Annotated in this window: 13 protein-coding genes and 1 tRNA gene; 11 read left to right on the top strand and 3 right to left on the bottom strand. The window is 36.5% G+C overall.

The window, feature by feature from the left end:
* The first annotated feature begins 79 nt into the window (after nucleotides 1–79).
* From fabV to GQR59_RS04615, 3 genes are all read left to right on the top strand, one after another.
* Nucleotides 80–1,276, top strand: coding sequence for an enoyl-ACP reductase FabV (gene fabV, locus GQR59_RS04605; RefSeq protein ID WP_160060894.1), 1,197 nt, complete (start codon nucleotides 80–82; stop codon nucleotides 1,274–1,276).
* Nucleotides 1,277–1,450: 174 nt separating this feature from the next.
* Nucleotides 1,451–1,527 (top strand) — tRNA-Pro (locus tag GQR59_RS04610).
* Nucleotides 1,528–1,569: 42 nt separating this feature from the next.
* The gene (locus GQR59_RS04615) at nucleotides 1,570–2,529 is read left to right on the top strand and encodes a KpsF/GutQ family sugar-phosphate isomerase (protein ID WP_160060895.1); all 960 of its coding nucleotides are present in this window, start codon (nucleotides 1,570–1,572) and stop codon (nucleotides 2,527–2,529) included.
* A gap of 210 nt (nucleotides 2,530–2,739) precedes the next feature.
* Here the strand turns inward: GQR59_RS04615 and GQR59_RS04620 are convergent, their stop codons facing one another.
* Nucleotides 2,740–3,003: a DUF1145 domain-containing protein gene (locus GQR59_RS04620; RefSeq protein WP_160060896.1), complete on the bottom strand. Its 264-nt coding sequence runs from the start codon at nucleotides 3,001–3,003 to the stop codon at nucleotides 2,740–2,742.
* On the bottom strand, nucleotides 3,000–3,611 hold the full coding sequence (rsmD, locus tag GQR59_RS04625; protein ID WP_160060897.1) for a 16S rRNA (guanine(966)-N(2))-methyltransferase RsmD: 612 nt from the start codon (nucleotides 3,609–3,611) through the stop codon (nucleotides 3,000–3,002). The genes GQR59_RS04620 and rsmD overlap by 4 nt, the downstream gene beginning before the upstream one ends.
* Nucleotides 3,612–3,708: 97 nt before the next feature.
* Here rsmD and ftsY point away from each other — a divergent pair, with 97 nt between their 5' ends.
* The 7 genes from ftsY (at nucleotide 3,709) to GQR59_RS04660 (ending at nucleotide 10,977) form a co-directional block, all read left to right on the top strand.
* A complete protein-coding gene (gene ftsY, locus GQR59_RS04630) occupies nucleotides 3,709–5,565 on the top strand; it encodes a signal recognition particle-docking protein FtsY (RefSeq protein ID WP_160060898.1) in 1,857 nt (618 codons plus the stop codon).
* Between the two features lie 17 nt (nucleotides 5,566–5,582).
* Complete coding sequence (gene ftsE / locus GQR59_RS04635) at nucleotides 5,583–6,263, top strand: cell division ATP-binding protein FtsE (RefSeq protein WP_160060899.1); 681 nt, start codon at nucleotides 5,583–5,585, stop codon at nucleotides 6,261–6,263.
* Complete coding sequence (gene ftsX, locus GQR59_RS04640) at nucleotides 6,256–7,245, top strand: permease-like cell division protein FtsX (protein ID WP_160060900.1); 990 nt, start codon at nucleotides 6,256–6,258, stop codon at nucleotides 7,243–7,245. The genes ftsE and ftsX overlap by 8 nt, the downstream gene beginning before the upstream one ends.
* 154 nt (nucleotides 7,246–7,399) lie before the next feature.
* Complete coding sequence (locus GQR59_RS04645) at nucleotides 7,400–7,720, top strand: hypothetical protein (protein WP_160060901.1); 321 nt, start codon at nucleotides 7,400–7,402, stop codon at nucleotides 7,718–7,720.
* Nucleotides 7,721–7,833: 113 nt separating this feature from the next.
* The gene (gene rpoH, locus GQR59_RS04650; protein WP_160060902.1) at nucleotides 7,834–8,682 is read left to right on the top strand and encodes an RNA polymerase sigma factor RpoH; all 849 of its coding nucleotides are present in this window, start codon (nucleotides 7,834–7,836) and stop codon (nucleotides 8,680–8,682) included.
* A gap of 76 nt (nucleotides 8,683–8,758) precedes the next feature.
* Nucleotides 8,759–9,619: a prephenate dehydratase gene (locus GQR59_RS04655; protein ID WP_160060903.1), complete on the top strand. Its 861-nt coding sequence runs from the start codon at nucleotides 8,759–8,761 to the stop codon at nucleotides 9,617–9,619.
* Between the two features lie 428 nt (nucleotides 9,620–10,047).
* Nucleotides 10,048–10,977, top strand: a complete 930-nt coding sequence (locus GQR59_RS04660; protein ID WP_160062408.1) for a dienelactone hydrolase family protein — start codon at nucleotides 10,048–10,050, stop codon at nucleotides 10,975–10,977.
* A gap of 109 nt (nucleotides 10,978–11,086) precedes the next feature.
* Here GQR59_RS04660 and trmA read toward each other — a convergent pair whose 3' ends face one another.
* On the bottom strand, nucleotides 11,087–12,190 hold the full coding sequence (gene trmA, locus GQR59_RS04665; RefSeq protein ID WP_160060904.1) for a tRNA (uridine(54)-C5)-methyltransferase TrmA: 1,104 nt from the start codon (nucleotides 12,188–12,190) through the stop codon (nucleotides 11,087–11,089).
* Between the two features lie 201 nt (nucleotides 12,191–12,391).
* On the opposite strand from trmA, the gene murI reads away from it, so the two are divergent.
* On the top strand, nucleotides 12,392–13,204 hold the full coding sequence (murI, locus tag GQR59_RS04670; protein WP_160060905.1) for a glutamate racemase: 813 nt from the start codon (nucleotides 12,392–12,394) through the stop codon (nucleotides 13,202–13,204).
* Nucleotides 13,205–13,251 lie beyond the last annotated feature (47 nt).

Consider the following 13,251-nt stretch of genomic DNA (forward strand, 5'->3'; position numbering starts at 1 on the left):
GAAACGACACTTTTTAATGAGTTTAATTAAATAAATGTGTCTAGATTGAAGGTTTCAAATACCATAAGAGCGAAATAATATGATCATTAAACCAAAGATTCGTGGCTTTATTTGTACAACTACACACCCAACGGGTTGTGAAAAAAACATTCAAGCACAAATTGAATACACTAAAAAACAAGGCAAAATTGAAAAAGGCCCTAAACGTGTATTAGTGATTGGTTCTTCTGCAGGTTACGGCATGTCATCTCGTATTGCTGCTGCATACGGAAGCGATGCTTCAACAATCGGTGTGTTTTTTGAGAAACCAGCAACCGATCGTAAACCAGGTTCTGCAGGTTGGTACAACAGTGCTGCATTTGAAAAACAAGCTAAAGAAGATGGTCTATACGCTAAAAGTGTTAATGGCGATGCATTCTCGAATGAAACAAAGCAACTTGTTATCGATACAATCAAAGCTGACTTAGGTCAAATCGATGCAATCATCTATTCAGTTGCAGCGCCTGTGCGTAAATTACCAGAGACAGGTGAAGTGATTCGTTCAAGTCTAAAACCAATTGGCGAAACTTACACTTCAACTGCTATCGATACTAACAAAGACGTGATCATTGAAGCATCAGTCGAGCCTGCAACAGAAGAAGAAGTGGCGAATACTGTTACTGTTATGGGCGGACAAGATTGGGAACTTTGGATCAATGCGCTAGCAGATGCTGGTGTATTAGCTGAAGGTGTTAAAACCGTTGCTTACTCTTACATTGGTACAGAATTAACATGGCCTATCTACTGGAATGGCGCATTAGGTAAAGCAAAATTAGATTTAGACCGTGCTTCTACTGCTATTCAAGCTCAATTAGCATCTTTAAGTGGCGAAGCTTATGTTTCAGTACAAAAAAGTGTTGTAACACAAGCAAGTTCTGCTATTCCAGTGATGCCTCTATACCTTTCAATGGTCTTTAGAATCATGAAAGAAAAAGGCTTACATGAAGGTTGTATGGAACAGATCCACCGTCTATTCACAACACAATTATTCAAAGCTGATGGTTCAGCTCCTACAACAGATGAAGCGCGTCGTTTACGTCTTGATGATTGGGAACTTCGTGATGAAGTACAACAAGCATGTACTGACTTATGGCCACAAATTACTACTGAAAACCTGTTTGAATTAACAGACTACCAAGATTACAAAGATGAGTTTTTACAACTATTTGGTTTTGGTCTCGATGGTGTTGACTATGATGCTGAAGTTGAAACTTTAGTAGAATTCGACTGTCTATAATCAGCATTAAGCTGAAAGATAAACATTAAAAATACCCGCTTACTTGCGGGTATTTTTTTAGCAAAAAAAGAATGCCTTATTTATTCTGTAACTATGCTTGTTTATTTTAGAGCTCTAATAAATGCGTGACTTTTTTGTTGCAACTTGATGGTAATTAATTAAAATTATGGCCATCGGTATGTAGCGCAGCTTGGTAGCGCACTGTCATGGGGTGTCAGGGGTCAGAAGTTCGAATCTTCTCATACCGACCAATTCCTCTTTTATTACCTTTCCTCTTATATAAAGGACGTTTCATGTCTCGTTTTTCATTACCTGAGTCTCAATTATTAAAAGAAGTTCAAACCGTATTTGAAGTACAAAGTGCAGCAATTAGCGCACATAGTAAATTGGTCGGTGAACCTTACTTACAAGCTTTATCATTAATGAAAAACTGCCAAGGACGAGTGATCGTTTGTGGTATGGGGAAATCAGGACACATCGGTACTAAAATCGCAGCAACACTTGCATCTGTTGGTACGCCATCATTTTTCATGCACCCAGGTGAAGCTTTTCATGGTGATTTAGGCATGGTGACTAAAGATGATGTGTTATTGCTGATTTCATACAGTGGTGAAACAGATGAACTATTAAAAATAATTCCTTCGTTACAGCATTTCGGTAATAAAATAATTTCGATTACCGGTGGTAAACATTCTACGTTAGCTAAACATTCAGATGTTGTATTAGATGCGAGTGTGGAAAAGGAAACCTGTCCAAATAATTTAGCGCCAAGTACATCAACAACACTCACTTTAGTCATTGGTGATGCTTTAGCAAATACTTTAACCTTAGAAAAAGATTTTAGTCCAATGGACTTTGCTCGTTTTCATCCTGGAGGTAGCTTAGGTAAGCGGTTATTAACCTTCGTTCGCGATGAAATGCGTAGTGATAATTTACCAATTGTTTCTGCTGACACATCAGTAACTGATGTGTTAATGGTGATGACTGAAACTCGTACTGGGTTAGCATTAGTGTTAGATGGCGAGAACTTACAAGGTGTTATTACTGATGGTGATGTTCGACGATTCTTAATCGCGGGTGAAAGTATTGTTGATAGCCAAGCGTCACACTTAATGAATTCAACACCTCGTTTAATTTCAGCATCTGCACGTTTAACTGAAGCTGAAGAGCTAATGCGTGAAAAGCACATTAAATGGCTAGTGGTAAGTGAAGATGGCAAAAAAGTAGATGGCATCATTGAATGGGCACAATAAATAAAAATAGCGGAGTGGGGTTAATAGTTAAAATAGCTGAGCGGGTTAAATAGCTGAGTGGATTTAATAAGTTATAAATTGCAGAGCAGGTTTAAATAGCTGAGTCAGTGCTAAATACATTAACGCCATGGCCTCAATCTACTTCATTAAAAAAGGGTGAACATATAAATGTTCACCCTTTTTAGTTTTCAAAGAACACTCCAAAAAAGACTAATTTAATCGGTCTTTTAACTGCCACATTTTAAACACACCAAAAAAGAAAATAGCCAATCCTTCTTTTTTAGTTAATGTTAGTTTTTCAGCGAATGCACCATAAATAACTAATAGTTGGATGGCATGCATGGCTACTACAAAAGCCAATAAAAAGTAAAAGGCGAGAGCGGCTTTACCAGGGAAAGGAAAAAATAAGTTAGCAATTAATAGCCCCCAAATAATGATCATTAACGCTTTAGCAAAGGGAATAAAGTACTTCATGATTTACCTCTGCTAAATAATTGGTAACTAACTTGACCTGATGTTTTTTCTTTTAATAGTTCCCAATTGTCAGGTGTTGTTAGCGTGGTTAATGTATTTTCTATTTCGACATAAATCAGGCAAGGATCCGCTAAATGACCTTGAGACTCTAATTGTTCAATACAAGGTTGAGCTAAACCTAAATTAAATGGCGGGTCTACAAATACCACATTATGTTGTTGAGCAGCAGGCTGTGTTAAATATTTTAAAGAGTCACCTTGAATAACTTGCGCGTTTTCAACTTTAAGCGTATTTATATTGCTCTGTAATTGATTCGCGACTTGCTTATCGAGTTCTAAAAAAGTGCAATATTTACAGTAACGAGATAAAGCTTCAAAGCCTAAACTGCCACTACCACTAAAACAATCTAAGCAGTTTGCATCTCGAATATCATGCATTAACCAATTAAAAAGAGTTTCTTTTGTTCGATCGGTTGTTGGACGTAAACCTTGTTTATCTTTAACGGGTAATTTTTTTCCTCGCCATTGACCAGAGATTAAGCGGATAAATCCGTCACTAGTTGGCTTTCTGCTTTTTTCTTGGGTTGAAGCACGTTGATTTTTACGCATATTATTTTTAGTCCGGCAAGCAATAGTGTTAATATAGCAGTTCAATACGCTTGCTATTTTAGCAGGGTAAACAGGTTGTTAGTAAGGTTTTTAATTAATGTCTAAGAAGAAAGGATTGTTTTCATGGTTTTCTAAAAAACCAGCGAAGAAAACTGAGCAAGAAGAAGCTGAATTATTAGTTCGTGAGCAGGCTGAAAAAGCGGCTGCTGAAGAAGCCCAACAACAAGCTGAGTTAGAAGCTCGCGAGCAGGCTGAAATAGTTGCTCGGGAAAAGGCGGTCGCCGAAGAAGCCCAGCAACAAGCTGAGTTATTGGCACGCGAGCAGGCTGAAATAGCTGCACAACAAAAAGCGGCTGCTGAAGAAGCGAAAAAGCAAGCTGAATTAGAAGCTCGTGAGCAAGCAGAAATAGCTGCAAGAGAAAAAGCGGCTGCTGAAGAAGCGCAAAAGCAAGCTGAATTAGAAGCTCGTGAGCAAGCAGAAATAGCCGCTCGAGAAAAAGCAGCTGCTGAAGAAGCGCAAAAACAAGCTGAATTAGAAGCACGTGAGCAAGCAGAAATAGCTGCAAGAGAAAAAGCGGCTGCTGAAGAAGCGCAAAAGCAAGCTGAATTAGAAGCTCGTGAGCAAGCAGAAATAGCCGCTCGAGAAAAAGCAGCTGCTGAAGAAGCACAAAAGCAAGTTGAAATATTCGCTCGCAAACAAGCAGAATTAGCGGCTAAAGAGCAAGTCGCTGAAGAGGCTAAACAAGTTGCTGCTTTATTAGCAAAAGAGCAAGCAGAACTGGCCGCACAAGAAAAAGCGGCAGCCGAAGAAGCACAAAATCATGCTGATTTGTTAGCACGTGAACAAGCAGAATTAGCCGCTAAAGAGCAAGCTGCTAAAGCTCGAGCTGCTTATCAAGAAGCGCAACGAAATGCTGAGCTAGCACGTCAACAAGTAGAACAAGATGCTAATGAAGAAGTTGAGACTGAAACAGAAGTAGCGCCCGTAGTAGTCGAAGAGCCTGAAGAATCTGAAGAAACCAAGAAACTTGGTTTTTTTGCACGTTTTGCACATAGTCTAAAGAGAACACGTCTTAGTATTGGTAGTGGTTTATTATCTTTATTCAAAGGTAAAAAAATCGATGATGATTTATTTGAAGAGTTAGAAGAGCAACTTATTGTAGCCGATATTGGTGTTGAAACAACATTACGTATTATTCAAAACTTAACGGATCATGCGGATAGAAAACAATTAAAAGATGCAGAAGTACTTTATGAATTATTGAAAAAAGATTTGTCTGATATCTTAGAAAAAGTTGAGCAGCCTTTAGTTATTGACGAAACTAAAAAACCTTACGTTATTTTAATGGTAGGGGTAAACGGTGTTGGTAAAACTACGACTATCGGTAAACTCGCTAAAAAATATCAAAGCGAAGGTAAGTCAGTGATGCTTGCTGCCGGAGATACATTCCGTGCAGCCGCTGTTGAGCAGTTACAAGTATGGGGCGACCGTAATAATATCCCAGTTATTGCTCAGCAAACAGGTGCCGATAGTGCATCAGTATTGTTTGATGCAATGGATGCAGCTCAAGCTCGTGGTGCAGATGTGTTGATTGCAGATACCGCTGGTCGCTTACAAAACAAAGAGCATTTGATGGGAGAGCTTGCAAAAGTTGTGCGTATTATGCGTAAAAAAGATGCAACTGCGCCACATGAAATAATGTTAACCATTGATGCTGGTACAGGTCAAAACGCCATTAGTCAGGTTAAGTTATTTAATCAGGCTGTTGGTTTAACTGGCGTAACATTTACTAAGTTAGACGGAACGGCAAAAGGCGGTATTATCTTCTCTATCGCCGATCAATTCAAACTTCCAATTCGTTATATTGGTGTCGGTGAAGGTATTGATGATTTAAGGGAGTTTAATGCTAAAGAGTTTATTGATGCTCTTTTTTCTAAAGAAGATGAATCATAACAAGGTAAAATTAGATAATGATATTATTTGAAGAAGTCAGCAAAATTTATGGCGATGATCAAATTGCTTTAAATAAAGTAGATTTTCATTTAAAACAAGGTGAAATGGCTTTTTTAACCGGTCACTCAGGCTCTGGTAAAAGTACACTATTAAAGTTAGTTAGCTTAATGGAACGTCCAACAACAGGTCGCATTGTTTTAAACGGTAATGATATCAGTCATATTAAAGGTAATGATATTCCTTATCTACGTCGTCACATTGGTATGATTTTTCAAGATCATCGTTTATTAATGAACCGTACGGTACTTGATAATGTAGGCTTACCTTTATTAATTGAAGGGTATAGTAGCTTTGAAATAAGACGTCGTAGTTTAGCTGCATTAGATAAAGTAGGTTTGACAGGTAAAGAGCATTCTTTTCCTATTAACTTATCAGGCGGTGAACAACAACGTGTTGGTATTGCACGTGCAATTATCAATCAACCTCCATTACTATTAGCTGATGAACCTACGGGTAATTTGGATCCTAAATTATCATTAGAAATTTTGACTTTATTTGAGTCGTTAAATCAATTTGGCATGTCTGTACTTATTGCAACACATGATTTAGGACTGATTGCTAAGATGCGTTATCGCACATTAACGCTACGTGAAGGCGATATGATTAATGATGGCTTATTAAGGGATCGTAATGCGTAATTCAATGGATGCAAAAAGAAAGCTGTCAGGTTCTCCAAAAATTAATAAAGTTTCTTTTTTTGGCCGTGTTAAAGCATCACTTGGTCAGCATATACATCAGTTATCAAATAGTTTTTTTGAATTATGGAAAACACCTTTTGCTACATTAATGACTATTTTTGTACTCGGTATTGCACTTTCCTTACCGACTGTTTTTCATGTGGTTTATAAAAATGTAGAGCGTGTTAGTGGACAATGGGACAGTGCTTCTGAAATTAGTCTTTTTTTGAAAAAAGATATATCAGATGAAAGAGTACAAGTACTGATTAATAAACTTGGCTTATATAAAGATATTGAAACGGTCACTTACATTTCTCGTCATCAAGCATTAGAAGAGTTTAAAGAAATGTCAGGGTTTTCAAAGGCATTAAACTATCTAGATGAAAACCCATTACCTGCAGTGCTCGTTGTTATTCCTGTTAAAGAGGCAATGAATACCGCTGGAAATAAGCTATTAGTGGCTAAGCTAGAGCGTGAACAAGATATTGATTTAGTCCGAGTTGATATTGATTGGATAGAAAAGCTACAGGCTATTTTCTATTTAATAGTTGATGTGGTGATAGGTATTGCGACATTGTTACTACTATCAGTACTGCTAATCGTGAGTAATACTATTCGTTTGAATATTCTTAACCAACGTGCCGAAATTGAAGTATTAAAACTAGTTGGTGCGACTAATAGCTTTATTCAATTACCTTATTTATATATAGGTGCCTGGTATGGTTTCTTAGGAGGTGTTATTGCTTGGTTATTTTCTTTTGTGCTGGTGATTTGGTTAGAGTCTGGCGTGATGAATTTAACGGATCTTTATCAAGCTAACTTTGAATTGGTATCACTCAGTTTTGATGGAACAATTATATTATTGGTGACAAGTGCATTATTAGGACTAATTGCTTCGTTTATTTCAGTGAAGCAATATCTTGTCACGATAGAACCCCAATAATTTAAGTCACTTTTAAAGATGATATTTGAATAAACGATAGCCAACCTTATGCACTTATAAATTGAAGAGATCAAGCTTGATCTCTTTTTTTTTGTATGTATTATGTGATCTACTTCACGGGATTTCCTTGGGAAGATTTGATTTCAGGTATTTTATGAAAATTGTTGATATTAAGTTGTTACCAATCTCGTCGCCTACTTGCCAAGTTCTTATTCAAGAGCAAATGGCCTTTCAAAAAGAAATGAAATTAATTGATCTAACGGCCGACTGTAAGGAAATTCTTGTCATACGTCTTGATGGACGATTGATTGCTTATGGAACTTTCGACCTATATGATGGTCAAATTATGCGCATCAATTCTTTGCATTTCAGGGATGTTTTTCAACATCATGTATTAGGACAATACTGGTTATCTCGTTATGTAAAACGTAAACTTGAAAGAAAGTGCTATTTAAATTTTTTGATAGCGAGTTAACCTTAATACATTAGTTAATGTATTTTTCTTTTCTGTTTGCTACTGTATAATAAATTGTTATCTTTATAACAGAACATTTATTATCTAAACCTATAGTAATTCAAAGGTGAATCATGAGTGAAACAATAAATTCAATGAGTATCGTTCCTCAAGGAAGTATTGGAGCCTATGTTCAATCTGTAAACTCATTCTCTAAGCTAAGTGCTGAAGAAGAAAAAGAGTTAGCAGAACGTCTATTTTATCAAGGTGATTTAGAAGCAGCTAAAAAATTAGTAATGTCACATCTTCGTTTTGTGGCTTATATTGCTAAAAGCTATGCCGGTTATGGTTTAGCACAAGCTGATTTAATTCAAGAAGGTAATGTAGGCTTAATGAAAGCAGTTAAACGCTTTGACCCAACTGTGGGTGTGCGTCTTGTATCTTTTGCTGTGCACTGGATTAAAGCTGAAATTCATGAATACGTTATTCGTAATTGGCGTGTAGTTAAAATTGCGACTACTAAAGCACAACGTAAATTGTTCTTTAACCTTCGTAAATCTAAAAAACGTTTAGGCTGGTTTAAAAAAGAAGAAGTTGAAGCGGTAGCAGAAGACTTAAATGTAAGTACTAAAGATGTACTTGAAATGGAATCACGTTTAAATGCACAAGATCATTCATTTGATTTAAGTGTTAATGATGATGACGATAACAATTTCGCGCCAATGCATTATCTTGAAGATAAAAGTGCAAGTGTAGAAACGCAAATTGAGCAAGAAAATACAGAGTCTCATACAAAAAATAAATTGTATTCAGCATTATCAACGTTAGATGCACGTAGCCAAGATATTTTAAGTTCTCGTTGGTTAAGTGAGCCAAAGGCGACATTGCATGACTTAGCTGCTCGATATGATATTTCAGCTGAACGTGTACGTCAGTTAGAAGCTAATGCATTGAAGAAACTCAAAACTAATATGGATTTCTAATTAGCAATAATTTGATTAGGTGAGCTTTGGCTCACCTTTTTTATTCCTTTCTGTAACATCATCAACTCGGTACTTTATGCTTAACATTGCAACACTTGGCCCTAAAGATACATTCTCTGATCTCGCGACTAAGCAGTATATTCAAGCCATACAAGCTAAAGAACCTCTACAAACAACACATATTCAATATTATGCTACTTTATCACAAACCTTTGAAGCCATTGGTCAAGATTGTCAATTAGGCGTATTACCGATTGAGAATTTATCGGAAGGTTACGTACAAGTCGTATTAGATCAACTGCTTGATACTAAACTCTCAGTTATTTCTGAGTTATTACTACCAATCCAATTTTCGTTTGTTGGGTTTTGTGAAGAGTTAACTGAGCTAACCGATTTATATGTTCAATTTGTGGCACATGGGCAATGTTCTGAATTTATTAATGGTTTGGAAGGTGTACAGATCCACATGACACAAAGTAATATTGAGTCTTTGGTACTCGCACAGAAAAAAGGTAAAACAGCTGGAGCGATTATTCCGCAACATGCATTGTCACAAGCAAGTGATGCAAAGCTAATCGATAATGATGTTACCAATTACAGGAATAACCAAACGCGTTTTTTAGTGCTCTCTGAAACAGCACAAGCGCGTATTCAAGGTAAAGAGTATAAAACCACGCTAGTTGTTAATAACAAGCAAGATTGTCCCGGTGTTTTGGGTAATATTGTGAGTGCTTTTGCGTTACAAAAAGTGAATTTAACCTCGATAATGTCACGTCCTACACGTTCTCAAATTGGTAATTACCATTTCTTTATTGATATTGATGGACACCAAGAAGATGCGCATATTTCTGCTGCGTTAACAGAAATACAAGCGCAATATGATGTCACTGTCGTTGGGTCTTATATTAAAGCGATTAATACTAACGACGGCAAATAGTCGTTTTCATTTTGTTGGTAAAATAATCTATTTCTGTGGCATTAATTTTGCTATTAATTCGACTACAACTTTATTATCTACGTTGTAAAAATGATCACCATTTAAAACTATTTCTTCCTCAAACTTACTGGTTCTGCATACGCTTTAGGTCACATATTCAAGTTAATTAGTCTCTTTTGAAAATACCTTATTATTATTCCTGTTCATTGTTTGCCTTGTAAACCCCATATAAATAGCTACCTTCAAAGATAATGAATCATGATTTTGTCCTAAATTCCAATTTCACTTATTATTTTAATGGTTATTATTTGATTTACAGTTGTTTAAAAAATAGCTATCTTTTGAACGATCGTTTTTCCTTTTTATTTCCATAGCATTTAATAATGTCCGTAACGTTTAATAATGAGAGTGTTAATATGACTAACCCTATGCAGCAACAATCACCGCAGTTAACATCAGGAACAGAAGAACAAAATACAGTGCAGATTCCTCAAGAAGCTTTTGATTGGTATGATGAATACGCACATGGAGATATTGATCGACGTACTTTTTTGAGAAGACTTGCGGGCATTGCTGGAGCAGGTATTACGTTAGCAACACTTTCTACTGCTTTATCTCCTAACTATGCATTAGCAGAGCAAATTTCATTTAATGATGCTGATATTACCGCTACTTATGAGAAGTTCTCATCGCCAAATGGCCATGGTGAAGGGCAAGGTTACTTTGTTACACCTAAAAAAGTGGATGGTAAATTACCGGTTGTATTAGTTATTCATGAAAACCGTGGTTTAAATCCTTATATTAAAGATGTAGCGCGTCGTTTAGCAAAAGCTGGGTTTATCGCATTTGCACCGGATGCATTGTATCCATTAGGTGGTTATCCAGGTAATGATGATGAAGGTAAGGTGATGCAAAAGTCACTTGATAAAGTGAAAATAGAGCAAGATTTTATTGCTGCAGCATCATTTTTAAAAGAGCACCCGCAAAGTAACGGTAAGTTAGGTGCTGTTGGTTTCTGTTTTGGTGGCTATATTGTTAACATGCTAGCTGCAACGATACCTGAAACATTGGATGCAGGGGTCCCATTTTACGGAACACCGGCTGCTTCTGAGCTAAGAAAAAATATTAAAGCACCATTATTAATTCAATTAGCTGAACTTGATAAAAGAGTTAATGCCTACTGGCCTGAATATGAAGCTGATTTGAAAAAATACAATGTTGATTATGAAATGTTTATGTATGAAAAAGCTAACCACGGCTTCCATAATGACTCGACAGCGCGTTATGTGCCAACCATGGCTGACCTCGCTTGGGAAAGAAGTATCGACTTCTTTAATAAGCATTTAGCGACGAGTTAAGCGATATCGCTTTTATTTCAGTTTAAAACAAAGGAGCTCAATATTTGCATATTGAGCTCCTTTTACGTTTAGCGCTATTATTTTGCTTTAGCTCTTTCTTTCTAGTACTTTATTTTCTGACTAAGAATACACCCGCTTCAGTGTGGTGTGTGTAAGGGAATTGATCAAACAGAGAAAACTTCTTAATGTCATGAGTTTGAGTAAAGACTTCTAGGTTATCTTTTAATGTTTCAGGGTTACAGCTGATATACATTATGTTCTCGTACTGCTGTACCATTTTAACTGTGTCATCATCTAAACCTGCACGCGGTGGATCAACAAAAATAGTGTTGCATTGGTAGCTAGATAACTCAACATTCTTCTCTTTTAAACGATTAAACTCACGAACACCATTAATGGCCTGCGTAAACTCTTCTGCAGACATACGCACGATGGTTACGTTATCTATATTGTTTGCAGCAATATTAAATTGTGCTGAATTAACTGAGGGTGTTGATACTTCGGTTGCTAACACGCGGTTAAAGTTTTTAGCGAGCGCTAACGAGAAGTTACCATTACCACAATACAGCTCTAATAAATCACCTTCACTATCACGCGTACAATCAATGGCCCATTCCAACATATCTACAGACACTTTAGCATTCGGTTGTGTAAAACTATTTTCAACTTGCTGATAGATTAATTGTTGTCCATCAACCTCTAGCTTTTCAATCACGAAATCATTATCAACAATAAACTTCTGACGTCTTGCTCGGCCAATGATATTGATGGTGAAGTGTTCAGATAAACGTTCTTTTAAGGCTTTTATTGCAGTTAACCATTCGTCATCTAACACTTTGTGATAAAGCAAACTGACCATGATTTCGCCACTCAAGCTCGATAAAAAGTTAGCTTGGAATAACTTAAAACGTAGGATAGGAGAGATCTTTAACTCTTCAACTAGCATAGGCATTAATTTATTAATTAAGGTGCTTGCTGGTAAGAATTGTTCAACACGAATACGTTGACGCGTTTCTTGATCTGTCATGTAAAAATATAGATCTTCATCTTCATGCCAAACACGAAATTGACTACGCATACGGTAATGTTGTTTTTCTGAAGCAAAACAATCTAATTCAGGTAGTTCAAAGGTTGAAAAGAGTTGTGTAAATTGCTCTTTTTTAGCGTCTAATTGTGATTCATAATTGTCCGGATCAACAAATTCTAAGCTCATTATTACCTCTGTATTCTAAATCTGTATGTCACTATTCAATCAATAGCATATAAATGGAGGGGCATTCTAAAGCAGGCAGTAGAACTTGGCTAGTGAAAACAGAATGTCATGGTATTTCTGTGTGCTATCTAGTTGATTATTTTATTTCTTTCTTCTTGGATTACAGGCTAAAATACTTTTTTTTACTTAGGAAGCAGTGATATGTCAGCTAAACGAGTGCTTATATTTGATTCTGGAGTGGGGGGCTTATCGGTTTATGAACAGATCATCAAAGTTAATCCTACAATCAAATGTCATTATTTGTTTGATAATGCTTATTTTCCTTATGGCGAGTTACCAAGAGAAAAACTAATCAAGCGCATTACACAATTACTCACTGATTTTATAAAAGAATACCCCACTGACTTGATTGTTATTGCTTGTAACTCAGCCAGTACCATTGCACTTGAAGATTTACGCCAACACTTTTCTATTCCTATCGTTGGTGTCGTCCCTGCTATTAAGCCTGCAACCTTAGTTACCAACAACAATATCATTGGGTTATTAGCAACACCAGGCACCATTGAACGCGTTTATACCACGGCTTTAATCAATGAGTTTGCTGCTGATAAAACGGTGCTACGCATTGGCTCAACGAAATTGGTAAAGTTAGCTGAAGATAAATTAATGGGAAAATTTTTACTGCAAAGTGATTTTGAAGAAATATTGGCACCTTGGATTAAAGATGAAGAAAATATGCCCGACACGTTAGTCTTAGGCTGCACTCATTTCCCTTTACTTAAACAAGAAATATCAGCGTGTTTTACACGTTCTATTTGTTTAGTGGATTCTGGAGAGGCAATTGCAATGCGAGTGCAAAAGTTATTAAAGCTTGAAAAAGAGGTCAGTGACTTAGCATTACAAAGCCATCAAGCTTTTTATACGCAAGCATTTTCTAACCAAATACACCTATCTGCTTTACACAAACGCTTTATTGATTATGGGTTTATGAAATTAAGCCTTTGTAATATATAAACTGCACTTAATCGCAATAAACAATAACGATGATTGATTTCAAGGCA

The organism is Psychromonas sp. L1A2, from assembly GCF_009828855.1.
Classification (GTDB): domain Bacteria; phylum Pseudomonadota; class Gammaproteobacteria; order Enterobacterales; family Psychromonadaceae; genus Psychromonas.